The 16,763-nt window shown below is 47.1% G+C and carries 2 protein-coding genes; both read right to left on the reverse strand.

Annotated elements, in window-relative coordinates; genetic code table 11:
- Nucleotides 1-204: 204 nt before the first annotated feature.
- Nucleotides 205-2,433 (reverse strand): sodium-translocating pyrophosphatase, encoded by a 2,229-nt coding sequence (locus AC23N5_RS12805; protein WP_183970827.1) that lies wholly within the window; start codon nt 2,431-2,433, stop codon nt 205-207.
- 181 nt (nt 2,434-2,614) lie between these two features.
- Nucleotides 2,615-16,726 (reverse strand): BspA family leucine-rich repeat surface protein, encoded by a 14,112-nt coding sequence (locus tag AC23N5_RS12810; protein ID WP_487755896.1) that lies wholly within the window; start codon nt 16,724-16,726, stop codon nt 2,615-2,617.
- Nucleotides 16,727-16,763: the final 37 nt, after the last annotated feature.

The following is a 16,763-nucleotide window of genomic DNA, read 5'->3' on the forward strand; positions in this document are numbered from 1 at the left end:
CTTTAGAAGTCAGTTCCGAGGGGTAAGGAATGTGGAATTTTTCCTTTATCGGCTAACGCAGTTATATGCTTAATCCAGGTTGCTCCACAAATTTTGAAATTGATCCCAAAAAACTACAAAACCACTATTGAGAATATAAAAATAGCCGCCCAAAAATTGCTTTTGAGGCGGCTATTTTTAATTAAGGGAGTACTTGTACTCTAACTATTTTGAAGCAATTTGACCAAGAGCTGATGCTTTGGTGAATGTGCTTACTTTTGTGGTTTGTACTGAACTTACTTTGTTCGTTTCTTTCGTTGCACTATGCTCGTGACCGCCATTCACGGCAATGTATGGAGCAATGACCAATGATACGATAGACATTAACTTGATTAAGATGTTCATCGAAGGGCCAGAAGTATCTTTGAATGGATCACCTACAGTGTCCCCAGTCACCGACGCTTTGTGAGGTTCTGACTTTTTATAGAAAGTTTCTCCGTTGATTACTACCCCTTTTTCAAACGATTTTTTTGCATTATCCCAGGCACCACCTGCGTTCGATTGGAACATTCCCATCAATACGCCTGAAACTGTCACACCTGCCAATAAACCTCCTAATACTTCAGGCCCCATAGTGAAACCTACAAGCACGGGAGTAATCAAAGCAATTGCTCCTGGTAAAATCATTTGTCTAATTGAAGCTTCAGTTGAAATAGCCACGCATTTTTCGTACTCTGGCTCTGTTTTGTATTCCATAATGCCAGGAATTTCGCGGAACTGACGGCGAACTTCATTTACCATTTCCATGGCGGCCTTACCTACAGCGGAGATAGCCAATGCGCTGAAAATGAACGGAATCATGCCGCCTACAAACAAGCCTGCTAGTACGTCGGCTTTGTAAATATCAATTTGGGAAATGCCTGCAATTCCAACAAAAGCAGCAAACAATGCCAACGAAGTCAAGGCTGCAGAAGCAATCGCAAAGCCTTTCCCTGTAGCAGCGGTTGTATTACCTACGGCATCCAAGTTATCCGTGCGTTCACGTACTTCTGAAGGCAGCTGCGACATTTCAGCAATCCCCCCCGCGTTGTCAGCAATAGGTCCAAAGGCGTCGATTGCTAATTGCATCGCTGTGGTTGCCATCATACCTGCTGCTGCAATAGACACACCGTACAAACCAGCGAATTTGTAAGACAAAATAATACCCGCAGCCAACACAATGATAGGTAAAACGGTTGACTCCATACCTACTGCCAAACCACCGATGATGTTGGTAGCGTGTCCTGTGCCTGATTTTTCGATGATTGAATTAACAGGACGTTTGCCCATAGCCGTATAATATTCGGTAATATACGACATCAATGCACCTACGATTAAGCCTACTACAATGGAATAAAATACACCATCAGAAGTAAATTCAAAGCCACGAAGAACCAGACTTTCTGGTAAAATATTTTTTACAAGGAAATATGAAGCCACAAATGTGATACCAATTGATGCCCAGTTGCCAATGTTTAAAGCATTTTGAACGGATGCGTTTTCATTGCTTATACGTACAAAAAATGTAGAAACCAAAGAGGCTAATAAACCTACACCTGCAATCAACATAGGAAGAAGAACAGGGGAGAAGCCGCCGTAGTTATCAGTAACGTTGATTTCTTGTCCTAAAACCATGGTAGCCAAAATTGTTGCTACGTACGAACCGAACAAGTCAGCACCCATACCTGCTACGTCACCCACGTTGTCACCTACGTTGTCAGCGATAGTTGCTGGGTTGCGAACGTCGTCTTCAGGAATACCTGCTTCTACTTTTCCTACAAGGTCAGCGCCAACGTCGGCAGCTTTGGTATAAATACCACCACCTACCCGCGCAAACAACGCGATAGATTCAGCGCCCAACGAGAAACCAGCTAAGACTTCGATTACTTTTTTCATTTCGACCGAAGTAAGTGGCTGGCCTGCCGCAAACATTTGATAAAAAACAATGAATAGGCCACTTAGACCCAATACGGCCAAACCTGCCACGCCCATACCCATAACCGAGCCACCAGTAAAAGATACGTTAAGGGCCTTGGCGAGTGAAGTGCGGGCTGCTTGGGCGGTGCGAACGTTGGCTTTGGTAGCCACTTTCATACCGATGTACCCCGCAGTAGCTGAGAACACTGCTCCAATCAAGAACGCGACAGCGATAAGTGGAGACGAGTGTATTTCGATGCCATTGGCTTCGGTTTGGCTACCCAGATACGCCAAAATTAAGGCAGTAGGAATGGCGAAGTAGGCCAAAATTTTCCATTCAGCTTTCAAGAAAGCGATGGCGCCATCGGCAATATAGCCTGATAGCTTTTTCATGTTGTCGTCGCCAGCAGGTTGGTTGGCAACCCAGTTGAAACGCCAAGCGGTGTACAGAAGCCCAATAGCCCCAAAAGCTGGGACAAGGTAAACGATACTATTCATGCGTAGGTTAAAAGATTTAGTTGAATATTTATATAAAATGTCGGGCAAATATAGCAGAACGTGATTCATTTACCCAACCCAAATCTTAGTTAATTGCTGATTTTGTATCGTTATTGTACAATTTTTGGCCCTATTTTAAGTGAGTGTCACTAAAACAGGGCCAAAAATTGATAAACGAACCTTAATTTACTTTTACAACTTTCAGCGTTGCTTGTTTTTCAGGAGTCGTCACCTTCAAGAAATACATCCCCGCAGGTAATTCGCTCACGCCAAACTCTTCCTGATGCGTATTGGTTTCGGGTACAAATTGACGGCGTACTATCTCTCTACCCGAAGCATCGGTTAAAGCCGCTTGCACTGTTTGCGCTTTGCCATCTTGCACTTTTAAGCGAAGGATGTTGCTGACGGGATTGGGGAGAACGGTGGCGAAGGTGCCGTTATCCGTTATCGGTTGTCCGTTATCCGAACCTTGCCCTTTGCCATTTGCCCCTTGCCCTTCGCCTCTTGCTCCTTGCCCTTTGCCCTTTGCCTCTTCGCTCACTGCTGATCTCGCTGCTCCTACGCCTACTCCATCTCGCGATTGGATTCTGAACCAGTATTCTTGGTACGCCAGCACATTGCCTTGCGGTTGGCGTGTCGAGGGATAAATACTGCCCCAACCCTTTTGGTCCCAGTAACGAATGCCTAATTTGTACAATCCTTTTGGTAAACCAGTGTCATAGACGTTACCACCCGCACCGTTGTCTTGGTAAAAACCGTACGCGGGGTGATTTTGAGCGTATAGCTCCGTCCAGCCTTCACGGTTGGCATACATAAAATACGGTGCGTTGTTCTCGTGCGTGTTGAACGAACGTATCACGCCCATTTCGGGTGTTGCCAACATGTCAAAGGTCAACGAACCATCGGTACTTAATCCGCAGGCTTCTACGTTGATAGTCCAGTAACGTGGAGCCATTTTGTTGGCGTTTTCTACGTAAAATAGCGTCGGGTTCACTTGCGTGCTTTGCTCCAATTCTGGACCACCGTCGCGGGTGATGAATTGGCTTGTCCACAATGACTTGTCGTTCGCTGGCTTCACCGCCGATTTTGATTCGCCGATGTTTATCAACGTCACCACAAACGCATTCCAATAAATATCCTTGCGAATACTTTCCGAACTCTGACAACCGCCGTCGAAGAGACACTTTGCCCAATACGTTTGCTTCGTTACGTTGCTAAACGCTACCTCAAAACTTGGTGCAGTGACACCCGTGTTCCAAAACGTCTGACTTCCTGCGGGACAGTTGGCTGAAATCGTCACCGTCGTGCCCGTACACACAATCTCTTGACTTGCCGTAATCACGGGGGCAACTTGCGTTGGCGTTAAAGTAAACGTCACCACATTACTCTTCTCGCTCACACAACCATTTTCCGTCTGACAACGAGCGTAATACGACGTCGTTTGGCTAGGAACAGTCGATGGAAGGCTTGGCAGTGCCACGTTCGTCGTCGCATTGTACCAAACTGTGCGCAAACTTCCACACGTTGATTGGCCACTGAAACTGGCTGTCGCGTCACAACTCGCTGTTGATAAAAGTGATACCGTCGGCGCCGATGGAATGGTAACCAGTTTTAAGCGCATTACCCCAGACTCTGACTCCACACACGATGGCGTTCCGTCCGATTTGCGGCAACGTACGCGGTAATTGTGGTACTGATTATCCACCAAGCCTACAGGTACGCCTGTGCTGTATTCGCCACCGTCAACGGAATAAAGTATCACTTCACCAGCAGCGCAATTCGCATTAAAAGTTAAGCTAGTAGTAGCTAGGCTACATACTTCCTTCGTCTCGCCTAAGGCAACTGTTACGCCATCCACCAACAACGACACATTTTGCGGAACAGAAGCACGGTTATTAATTGTCAATTCTATTACCCCCGAATAAGTCGAAGCACAATTGGCGTCACAGGCCGCTTGGTAGCGGTGGGGTTGGTTATTGGACGGTTGGGAAACTGGGGCTGTCGCCGACCAGTCGCTCCATGCACCAGTACCTACTTGTACTCGCCAAACGGGATTACCCACCACACACAAACCCGTAACATTAAACTGTAAACCATTCACAGGATTCGCATCGGTGTCGCAAAGAACTGGGTTGTTACCTTCGTTTAGGGTTTGTTGAAGGGTAGTTAGGGTAATCGTTGGCGGAACGACTACTGTTACCATCACATCCACAAATCCGCTCAATTGAGGTGCTAATTCGCAACGAACTTTGTAGCTCGTACTTGCCGTAAGTGTTGGCGTTACCAGCGGTGAGCCCACAAACAACTGGGTGGTGCCCGCCGCGTTGTACCACGTTACTTGACCTACTTTACACGAAGCCGTCAACGACGCCGTCGCGTTTTTGCAAATAGTCACGTTGGCAGTATTCGCTGGAAGTTCTACCGAAGCAATGACGGTCAATACCGCATCGTTGCCATCGCCACCTACATAACTGATGCGGGCGTTTAACTGACCTCCCAAAAATGGTGCAATCGTTGCCCCTTCGGGCAAGCCGTTGAACGTACCTTGAATGGCATCACTACCGTCGTTGTTGACTATCACAAACGTTTGTCCCAGTACGGGCACGTGGCTACCGCTGAGTACTAAATCAAGTCCCGACAGGTTGACTGCCCCTGCTACGTTGAGCTGACGATAGTCGGTATCGGCCGTAGTGCCGTTAATGGCAATGGCCAAGTCATTGCCCGAGGCAAACGAGACAGTTCCGACGTTGACATCCGTTCCAGCAACTGTTGGGTTGATTCCTCCCGCTGCGTTGATGGCAAGGTTGCCTCCGTTGGTTGCCAAGGCCGAAGCGTTCAAATTAACCGCCCCTGCCGTCGTCAGGTTGACGTTGGTGGCTGCGGCGCGGCTAATGGGAGTACTGATGGTAATGGCACCGCTGTTGGCATCACCGATTTGGAGCGTACCCGCCGTGATGCGGTCAAGTTCGTCGTCGGAAAGGCTCAAAGGTCCGCCTAGCGAATTTGTCGCTGCTCCCAAGTCGATATTGACGCCATTGGTGTAAGGACGAAGTATCACACTGCTGGCCGAGTTGGTACTGATGACCGCCGTATTTTTAATGTCAATACTGTTGGTAATCAGCGAAATGTTTCCTCCCATGCTCGCTGTTGTAATTTGTCCACCAGAAAGTGATTCAATCTCAATACCCACGCCGCTACCGCCTTCAATGCCAGTTATGGTGATGGCACCTCCTGAGGTGCTATTGACAGTCCTGCGAATATATACCCCTTGATTATAGGGGCCAGTTGAGCTTCCAGCCGTTCCTTGAATGTTGATTGCTTTCCCATTCCCCGCCGTAACGGTGCCATTTAAGTCAACCCCTACACTTCCATTGGATGCTGTAGCATCAGCTCCTCCTATACCAATAATAGTAATAGTGCCATCATTAGTTGTTATCAAGTTACCAATCTGCACCCCATCACTAAACGACTGGTTGGCACCCGTACCTTCTATATAAATGGTACCAGTACCACCCGCAAGGACTTTTCCACTTAGCCCAATGCCAGTATTACCCGTAGAAGTGGATGTGCCCTGACCACCCTGACCAATGAGTCGGATATTACCGTTATTGGTACTAATTTGGCTATTAGAATCACCAAGCCGAAGACCATAATTAAATGAAGGGGTGCTTACCGAGCTACTGCCAGTACCCTGTACCGTGACATTCCCAGTTCCTCCCGCCGCAATACGGCTAGTAGCCTCCAGTAAAACACCTGTATTGGCGATACTGGTACTTGCCTCCCCTGCTCCTGCTTGGCCAGTGACACTAATGTTTCCATTGGTAGAAGTGATGGCACTTGATTTTAGAAAAACGCCTTGGTGGCCGCCATTCGTGCCGCTTCCGCCAGTGCCTTGCACCGTTACAGTTCCCGATCCACCCGCAGAAATTAATCCTGAACTTTCAAGATAGACACCGTAGTTGGCGATGTTATTGACCCCTGCTCCACCTTGACCTGTTACGCCTACATTTCCTCCTGAAGAAGTGATGGTACCTGCCTTGAGGTGTACCCCAAATGTATTACCATCGGTCTGGCTAGCTCCTGTGCCTTGTACAGTAACCGTACCCGTTCCACCTGCGGTAATCATTCCTAGGTCGGTGACTGCCACTCCGTGTTGGTTAAACCTGCTTGGCATGCCATCTCCTTGGCCTACAACACTCACATTTCCCCCTAAAGAAGTAATTTTAGAATTTGTACCAGTGACCAACACGCCAATGTTTTCATTACCAGCGGCAGTACCACCTGTTCCCGTTACCGAAAGGGCGGCGGTTCCTCCTTCAATGATACCACCGTTGCTCACTGAAACCCCTGCTTTGTAGCCAGCAACCCCGCTTTTTCCTTTGATGGCTGCTTGGCCACTACCCGTTACTTTTAGTGAGCCGCCATTGACATCAACACCAGCAAAATCGCCCGATGAAGGCGTTGCCTGTTGGTTGGCTTCCACGACCAAATTTCCGTTTTGAGTCTGCAAACTACCCCCTGAATTGATGGTTGCATTTTTGCTTACTTTCACCGTGGCCGTACCTGTGCCAGAGAGGGTGACAATCGCATTAGCAGCGATACTCAAAGCATCCGTTCCAGGCGCGGTAGCGTCATCATTTTGCAAGTCTAAATCCAAGTTAGCATTGCTGACAAACGTGATGTTACCATTCAAATTCACTTCGTCATCGCCTGTGCCACCGTTGATGGTCAAGGTGGGTAATTGGGTTGTAAATGCCCCAACGTTGATGATGTCGTTGCCGCCAGCCGTGTTGACAGTAATACTATTTTTACCCGAAAGAACTACTTCCGCTGGCGTCGTAAAGGCCGTAGTGGTGCCGCCGTCGATGTTATACGTTTTACCCGTGACGTTAAAGCGGATTTTACCGCTGTTTTCACTTACTTCCAGCGTTTCGCCCGTGCCTTTGGTATCGGTAATGACGATGTTTCCGCTTGTGGTCGTAATGGTGTAGTCGGGAGAGGTACAGGCAATATTTTGAGCATCACCCGTGATAGTCCAGCCTTTGTTGGTAATCAAATTGTTACGCGCCGATTGAGCAGTACAATATTTTAGCCCTAGTGCGCCCAAACTCCGACCCGTCACTGTCCCCTGATTGAAGCCAATCAACGTCGCATCGTAGTTGACCTCGCTCATTCCACAGTTGTCTAGGAAGTTGCCTAGATTAACACTGGCATTGAATTTGGTTCCCCAAGCCGCCAAGCTTTGATCAAAAGCCGTTGCATTTTGAAACATTAACGACATGTTAGTGACGTTACTCACGTCCCAGTTGCTGATATTTTGGTTAAACGAAGTCGCTTCTTGGAACATACGTGACATCCCCGTTATGGTGCTTGTATTCCATGTACCGATATTTGCGGGGCCATTGAGAATCGTACAATTAGCAAACATGGATGAAAGCGACGTTACACCAGACAAGTTGGGGACATCCGTTGCAGGAATGCTCAGGTTATTACAACCATTGAAAGCACTGCTCATAGATGTCCAAGCAATGTCCCCCCATTGACTAATCGTCAGTAATTTAGAAGCATCGCCTACGGAGTTAAAATGAATCCTTGGGAAATCCCCTCGAATAGCTACTGTGTAAGTACCTGCCGTACCGTAATTATGGGTAACGCTCCCCGTTACTCCTAACTCATCATAAATACCGTCGTTGTTCCAGTCCACGTCGTAATTGTAGCCTGTACCTAAGGTCGGGATGGTGATGGAAGTACTATTAGAAGTACCTGGATTGTTGGTTTTCCACGTCGTGACAAAAGGCTTTCCACCGTACCCTTCAATGGCAAAGGTGTAAGGCGAGCCAGGGTCGTTGCTCGGAATGCTGATGGTGGCCGTGCGTTTACCCGTTGTTGTAGGGTCAAACGTTACCGTAAAGGTCGTTGAACTACCTACAGCAACAGTCGTTGAAGAAGGTTGAGTGATGACAAAATCGGTGGTTCCTCCCGTGATTGTTCCCAATGTCAAAGCGCCCGCTCCCGTATTTTCGATGGTGAACGTACGCGTCACCGAGCCACTTGGTACCGAGACAGGCCCAAAATCCGTATGGTCGGTGATAATTGGTGAGTTATCACCACTTACGATGCTGATGCTATTGCCTTTGAGGTTAATCTCTGGCGCACACGTAGAAGAAAGAGCATCACCCGTGATAGTCCAGCCTTTGTTGGTAGTTAGGTTCGTACGAGCCGATTGCGCAGTACAATATTGCAAACCTGTTGCTCCCAAATTTCGACCTGTCACTGTGCCCTGATTGAAGCCAATTAGCGTAGCGTCGTAGTTGGCAATGCTCATGCCGCAGCTACTCAGCATCTCTGTTAAATCAACACTGGCATTGAATTTGGTTCCCCAAGCCCCCAAGTTTTGATCAAACGCCGTTGCTCCCAAAAACATCCCAGTCATATCTGTCACCTTACTCACATCCCAACCACTGATGTCTTGATTGAAAGCTGTCGCGGAAAACATCCTAGCCATGTTTGTCACCTTACTTACGTTCCAATTGCTAATGTTTTGGTTGAAGGAGCTAACGCCACTGAACATCAATGACATATTCTCGACACTACTCACATCCCAACCACTGATGTCTTGGTTAATAGCGGCTATCGCCAAAAACGTACGGCTCATGTTAGTTACATCATTCAAGTCGGGCTTATCAGTGGCATTTATCTGTAAGTTATCACATCCTAAAAATGCTCTTTCAAAACTTTTCCAGTCAATATCTCCCCACTGATTGACGGACAAAAGTTTCTTATTATTGGCTCCATCATTATCGAAGAATATTCGCGGGAAAGCGCCTCTAATAGCTACCGTGTAGGTATTAGCCGTACCATAATCGTGGGTGACATTACCCGTCAGCCCAAACTCATCATAAATACCATCATTGTTCCAATCCACGTCGTAGCTATAGCCCGTGCCTGTAGTTGGAATAGTGATAGAGGTCTGCGCTGGATTGTCTTTATCAGTTTGCCACGTCGTAATAAAAGGCTTTCCACCGTAACCTTCAATGGCAAAGGTATAAGGCGAGCCAGAGTCGTTGCTCGGAATGCTGATAGTTGTCGTGCGTTTACCCGTTGTTGTAGGGTCAAACGTCACCGTAAAGGTGGTTGAACTATTGGCAGGAATACTCGTCAAGGAAGGTTGCGTGATGGTAAAATCGGTGGTTCCTCCCGTGATTGTTCCCAACGTCAAGGCCACTGCCCCCGTATTTTCGATGGTGAACGTACGAGTCACCGAGCCACTTGGCACTGAGACTGGGCCAAAATCTGTGTGATCAGTAATGATGGGTGTATTGTCACCACTTACGATGCTGACGTTGTTGCCTTTGAGGTTGATGTCGGGCGTACACGTTGAAGAGAGCGCATCGCCCGTAATGACCCACCCTTTTCCACCACTTCCAGTCGCTCCCACCAACGTAGCGCGCGCGGCGGCGGCAGCACAGTATTTTAAACCTGCGGCACCCATTTCTTTGCTTGTGAGTGTACTTTGACTAAACCCAGTGAGGGTAGCATCATAGTTCGCAACACTCATCCCGCAGTTATCAAGAAAAAATCGTAAGTCAACGCCTGTATTAAGTTTGGCTCCCCACGAAGATAGACTTTGGTTAAAGGCCGTCGCATGGTCAAACATCCCGTACAGGGTAGTGACAGCTCTGATGTCCCACGAGCTCAAGTCCTGATTAAAAGCAGACGTTTCGTGAAACATCAAGCCCATATTCGTAACTGTGCTTACGTTCCACCCACTTATGTTTTGATTGAAAGCAGTTGTACCGTAAAGCATCATACTCATGTCCAAAACTTTACTTACATTCCAACGGCTTATATCTTGATTGAAGGCAACCGCAGCTCTAAACATTGTGCTCATGTCAGTAACAGCACCTACTTGCCAATTACCGATGTCTTGATTAAAGTGACTGGCTCCGTAGAACATTCCAGACATATCGTTGACCATCTGCACATCCCACCCGCCAATATTTCCATTAAAATCGGTGGCTCCGTAGAACATTTGTGAGGTCGAAAGTGCCTTCGTCGGTTGCCAACTTCCAATATTTTGATTGAAACGGGGTGCCATAAAAAACATCCGTCTAAACGTGGTAACATTTCTTACATCCCAGTTCGCGATATTCCCGTTAAATGCGTCTGCATTGCTGAACATCTCTTCCATCGTGGTCACGGCACCTACTTGCCAGCCGTTGAGCGGTTGATTAAAGGAGGTAGCTCCGAAAAACAAAGATCTCATGGTAGTTACGGCTCTCACATCCCAACCATTAATAGCTTGGTTGAAAAGAAGACATCCAGCAAACATGTATCCCATGTCAGTGACAGAGCCTACATTCCAGCTACCTATGTTGTTTGGCCCTGTTAGTTTTTGGCAACCAGAGAACATTACACGGGTAGAAGTAACATTGGTTAAATCAGGAATATCTGTAGCCGAAACCTCTAGGTTGATACATCCCGCAAACGCCCTTTCCATGCTTGTCCAGGCACCGCTTCCCCATTGAGTTACCGCCAACAACTTTGCCTTATCACCTGCATCATTAAAATAAATTCGCGGAAAAGTCCCTCTGATAGCCACTGTATATGTACCTGCCGTACCATAATCGTGGATGACATTACCCGTCAGTCCAAACTCATCATAAATACCGTCGTTGTTCCAGTCGACGTCGTAGCTATAGCCCGTACCCGTGGTAGGTATTCTAATAGAGGTACTGTTTGAACTACCTGGGTTGCCTGAGTTGTCGGTTTTCCAAGTTGTGATAAAAGGCGTTCCACCGTAGCCTTCGATGGCGAAGGTGTAAGGGTTTTCGTCGGGGTCGTTGCTCGGAATGCTGATGGTGGTCGTACGTTTACCCGCTGTGGTAGGGTCAAACGTCACGGTAAAGGTGGTTGTACCATTGGCAGGAATAGTTGTCAACGAAGGTTGCGTGATGACAAAATCGGTGGTTCCACCCGTAATTGTTCCCAACGTCAAAGCGCCAGCGCCCGTATTTTCGATGGTAAAGGTGCGTGTTACGGAGCCACTTGGCACTGAGACGGGGCCAAAATCTGTGTGATCAGTAATGATGGGTGTATTGTCACCACTTACGATGCTAACGTTGTTGCCTTTGAGGTTGATATCGGGTACGGCAGGGGCTGCCACCGTAATCACTACATCATTATTGCCAGTTCCTCCCGTGTAGCTAATCGTCGCATTGAGACTGCTTCCTCGGAAGTTAGGAATCGTAGCTCCTGGTGCTAGGCCGTTGAACGTACCCACGATAGGGTCGGTACCGTCGTTGTTGACGATGGTAAATACTTCGTTACCTGTTGGCACGTACGTACCCGCCAAAAGCAAATCTACGCCCCTTAAATCGATTGCTCCTTCAACATTGAGTTGGGAGTAGGTGCTACCCGTACCGTCACCGAGGGTAGTGCCGTTGAGGGTGATTTGCAAATCACTGTTAAACGACAGCGTGTTGGCAATGACATCCGTCCCGTTGAAGGTTGGTTTCACGGCTTTGGGCGAAGTGCCTGGGTCGAGCAACAGCGTACCGCCGTTGGTATTAATACTTCCTCCACTGATGATGACATCGCCTCCACTGATGAGTTCCATGTTGGTAAGCGTTGGGCGAGTAATTCCAGTCCCAACGGTAATATCGCCCATCGTCGCATCACCGACGACAAGCGTACCCGTACTGATTCTATCAAGTTCAAGATCCGATAAAATAAGGGGGCCATTGGTGGCATCAGGGGCAAGAGAAAACTCAATCGCTGTACCTGCCGTGAAGGGCTTGAGGGTTACACGGCCTGACGAATTAGTGCGGATATCAGGTGAATCTACTATTCGTAAACTATTGGTAGTAATTGCAATGTTACCGCCATTTACTTCCGTAGTAATGCTAGAGACTGGAGCCCCGCTTTGTTTTGACATATAGATACCGTACGTCGTACTTCCGCCACCCGATTTTCCTGTAAGTGAGACGTTTCCGCCCGCAGACTTAATCAAGCCTTCTAATATTATTCCATTGTTTGAAATACCAGTAGCGGTTCCGCCTTCTCCCGTGATAGTTACCGTGCCAGTACCTCCAGCTGATATTTCGCCACTTTGGTTCATAAAAAGTCCATAATTGAATTGGCTAGCTCCGCTGCCTCCGCCGTAGGCATTGACCGTAACAGCCCCGCCTACTGAAGTGATTTTAGCCGAAGCTTGTATATTTACCCCTACATTATTGATTCCCGTTGGAGCTGTACCCCCTCTTCCTGTGACCGTCACCGCGCCCGTTCCCGCAGAGGTAATTTCACCAGAAGTAGCCAGTCTTATCCCGTCATTGCCACCACTGCTTCCTGTTCCACCACCTGTACCCTCTACGGTTACCGCTCCGCCCAAAGAGGTTATTTTCGACGTATTTCCTTGAATTAAAATACCATTGTTGTTATTGTTACTCGAAGCACCGCCGTTGCCAATGACCGAAACGGTATTGCTACCTCCATAGATTACTCCCCCAAAAATCAAATGAATACCTATTTGAGCACCTAATGCGTCATTTCCTCCTTTTCCTTTGACCGTCAGGGTACCTGAACCTAGGACTTGCAATTGAGTGCTACTGCCCATAGATACACCGATGAAATTACCAGCGGTAGGACTTGCTTGTTGGTTTGCTTCTACGGTGAGGTTACCATTATTGGTTCCGAGTGTGCTTCCGTTATTGAAAACGACATTTTTGCTTACTCTGAGAGTCGCCGCCCCTGTTCCTTGAAGTATAATGTTAGCATTAATGGCAAACGTGATGCCATCCACTCCTGGGTTAGCGTCATCGTTTTGCAAATCCACATCCAAGTTAGCATTGGTCGCAAAAGTGATGTCTTCGTTAAAATTCACTTGGTCGTCGCCCGTGCCACCGTTGATGGTTAGTGAAGGGAGATTGTTGCCGAGAGCGCCGATGTTGATGATGTCGTTGCCCGCAGCGGTATTTACCGTGATGCTTGCTAAACTACTCAAAGGTACATCCGCGGGGAAGTTGGTCGTAGGGCCATTGTTTAGGCTGAATGTTTTCCCTGTCACATTAAAATGGATATTCGTACTATTTGGAGTAATGTCCAACGTTTCGCCCGTTCCTGTTAGGTCTGTGATGACAAGGTTATTGCCCGATGTACTGATGGTATAATCAGGCTGGCCAGCATTGTTAAAGGTAAACGGAACTACATAAAAACATCCGCCTGTATTGGGGGTGATTTTAGCATAGAGAGTTTGTGAACCTGTAGGCAAGCCCGACGACGGAGTGAAGGTATTGGTATTTTGGGTGTAAGTACCTGCCGAGGTAGTCGCAGCATCGTTCGTGAAAATACCATTGACCGTGCCGTTATACGTTGCCCCAAAGGTAAAAATAGGGGTTGTATTGTTGACCACAACGGAGTTGGTCGTATTGTTCACACCTCCCGTTAAGCTATTGTATTTCAGTACGCCATAATTATTGGTGGTGGCTACGTAATGGCCTAAATCGGATCCGACAAGGGTATATCCGTAATTGTTAAAGACCGAGTTCCCTGACATGTCGAGGTTGCCAGTGATTTTGATGACGCCACAATTCTGATTAGTAAACGTAGTGGCATTGATAATTTCTATCTTACTACTGTTGATAGTACCGCTGTTACTACTGGTTGTATTTTGTCCATCTAATACCAAGCCAATATTGCTACCCGTGGCATTAATCGTAGCATTGCTTTCGTTGATGATTTTACCGCCAGCTGCTACATAACCCCCTCTATACCCTGAAGCAGTAAGGGTCGCACCCGTTTTGTTGTTGAAAGTACCAACAGCATACATTCCATAATTTTGGTTACCATTTGCATTTAAGGTTCCATAGTTTTCTAAAGCCGTGGTTGAGACTGCTAACTGAATGGCGCCTTGATTTTGTGCAGTGGCGTTGGTATTGGTTATGGTGGTAGTACCTCTATTAATGAACTGAGCATTATCTTGTAAATACAGCGCAACAGCATTATTTTGAACGGTTAAACTAGCCCCTGTCCCTACTGTTAAACTAGCATTCCCTGTCATATATACTTGTTTAGCAGCGGCATTGATGCCCGTCGAAATGGTCGGATACACAGTGGCAGTAGGAATAAGAACTACATTGCCTGCACTTGGTACGCCATTGGGAGTCCAATTACACGGGTTTGTCCAGTCGGAACTCACCGAGCCATTCCAGCCCATATTCTCTGTAGATGTAGCGACTTGGGCACAGCCGTTTTGAAAGGTATTAGGCACTACGTAGCTGCAACTATTGGCTGTCGATGTTATTTTTATAAAGATGGGGACACTTCCTGCGGGAAGGGTATTGGCTGGGGTAAAGGTGTTGTTCGCCTGATTGTACGTACCTGCTGAATTAGAAAGTCCTGCATCAGTAAAAATCTCAATGGTACCTGCGTAAGTGCCAGTATAGGTGAACATTGTTGTGGCAGAAGCATTTCTATTTACCCGTACCGAACCAGTATTTGAGGTAATTTGATTAGGAGTGAGCGTGCCTCCAATGAACGCAACCCCACCGCTTTGATTGGTAAAAGTTCCTACTGCCCCTAAATTTCCTACCGTTCTGAACATCCCAGCATTGTTAAAAAAGGAGCTACCAACAGTATTGAGAAGCATTCCCCCGCTGTAATTGGCAAAGCTAGCACAGGCGTAGTTGTTGAAAGTAGCACTAGGACCATTGGAACCAGTATTACCAATTTGAATAGGGGTTGAGTTGGTAGAATTAATTACAACGGATCCGTAGTTATGGAAAACGTTGTCATCAAAACTCATTTCAAACGTACTGTTGACACCACTACCGCCGCTTGTTTCAAGGATGAGTAAGCCATTGTTGGTCACAGTGGCATATTGTACCATCTCAAATTTGGTTACAGTACTTTCGGTGCTGCCCATGCGCAGTGCGGCGTTCTGATTAATGGTCAATGATGGCCTGTTTGAAAAGCTTCCATTGAGCGTTATTGACTTGGCGGTGGCCGTTGTTCCCGAAGGGATAACCACTGTCCCACCCGATTGAATTGAAACTGGATTGGTCTGCGTCGGTACACCGTTGGGAGTCCAGTTGCAGGGGTTCGTCCAGTCGTTGCTCACTGAGCCGTTCCAACTCATTGATTGCGTGGCAGAGGCGACTTGGGTGCAGCCTTCTAACCCCGTTCCTCTGATACTAAAATAATATGGATGCTCGGTAGGAGCAAAGCTATTGACATAAACAGTAGCATTTCTGGATCCAACAACAGAAGGGTTAAAGGCTACTTGAAATGTGGTTGAACCGTTTGGAGCAATGGACGAAGAGGAGGGGGGAGAAGCAAGGGAGAAGTCGGCGGCTCCTGTTCCATCAAATAGAACGACAGTGCCCGTACTCAAGTCTAATGTACCTGTACCTGTATTTTCGATGGTAAATGTTTTAACAACTGGCCCCGCTCCTATATTTCTTGAACCAAAATCTGTATCATTATCTGTTGAAGGTCCATTGTAGGTATGCGGAATATCTTGCCCTTTTCCTACTATGTTTATATTTGGCAAGTTATTTACCCCTATTCCAGCAATATTAAATGTATAAGTGCCTTCGTTGCTATCACTATTAGTTATCGTAACCGTTGCCGTACGTGTTCCTAAACCTGAGGGTGTAAAGGTTATAATAAAGAAAATAGAAGAGTTGCCAACCACTATGTCTGAACTCGGTTGGGTGGTTACCTGAAAATCGCTTGCGTTTGCCCCTGTAACATTTACTCTTGGACTTCCAGAAAGCCCCAAAGCACCAGTCCCTGTATTATAAATTCTGAACAACCGTGTATGTGATCCACTGGGAGCTAATTGTACCCCAAAATGGGTATTATCATTTACTGTGGGGGTGACGTCACCGCTGGGAATAGATATATCGTTTCCTCGGACGTCTATCTCTGACGGCGCAGCATAAAAGGTGGCAGTAAGCTGGCCGCCATAATACCAGTCTTGTGTGCCCAGACTTCCATTGGTTGTGTTAATTGGGGATTGATTTCCATTGCTGTTGGTAATTCTGTATCCAACTACATTTGTCAGTGCGTGCTCAGGGGCGGGAGTAAAAAAGATATTTGCCTGCCCCTGAGAATACCCAGAGCAATAGCTAGAACAGTTGAGGTTGATACCAATACCTGTTACTTTTCCAGTGTTATCTGGTACAATATCTACGTTTACGTACTGAGCCTTTGCCGCTTGGGTAAAAAAGCTGAGTATGGCAAAAAAAATAAGCCGTATTAGGGTAAATGGTTGTAAACACGTTTTCATGGTAGAAAAATTTAAGTGTGTTCAGAGTGAATGAGAC

The organism is Runella sp. R5_40, assembly GCF_057652295.1.

What these genes read in the sequence shown, in the direction of transcription:
- AC23N5_RS12810 (WP_487755896.1), bottom strand. Translation starts at nt 16,726, where the DNA reads ATGAAAACGTGTTTACAACCATTTACCCTAATACGGCTTATTTTTTTT.
- AC23N5_RS12805 (WP_183970827.1), bottom strand. Translation starts at nt 2,433, where the DNA reads ATGAATAGTATCGTTTACCTTGTCCCAGCTTTTGGGGCTATTGGGCTT.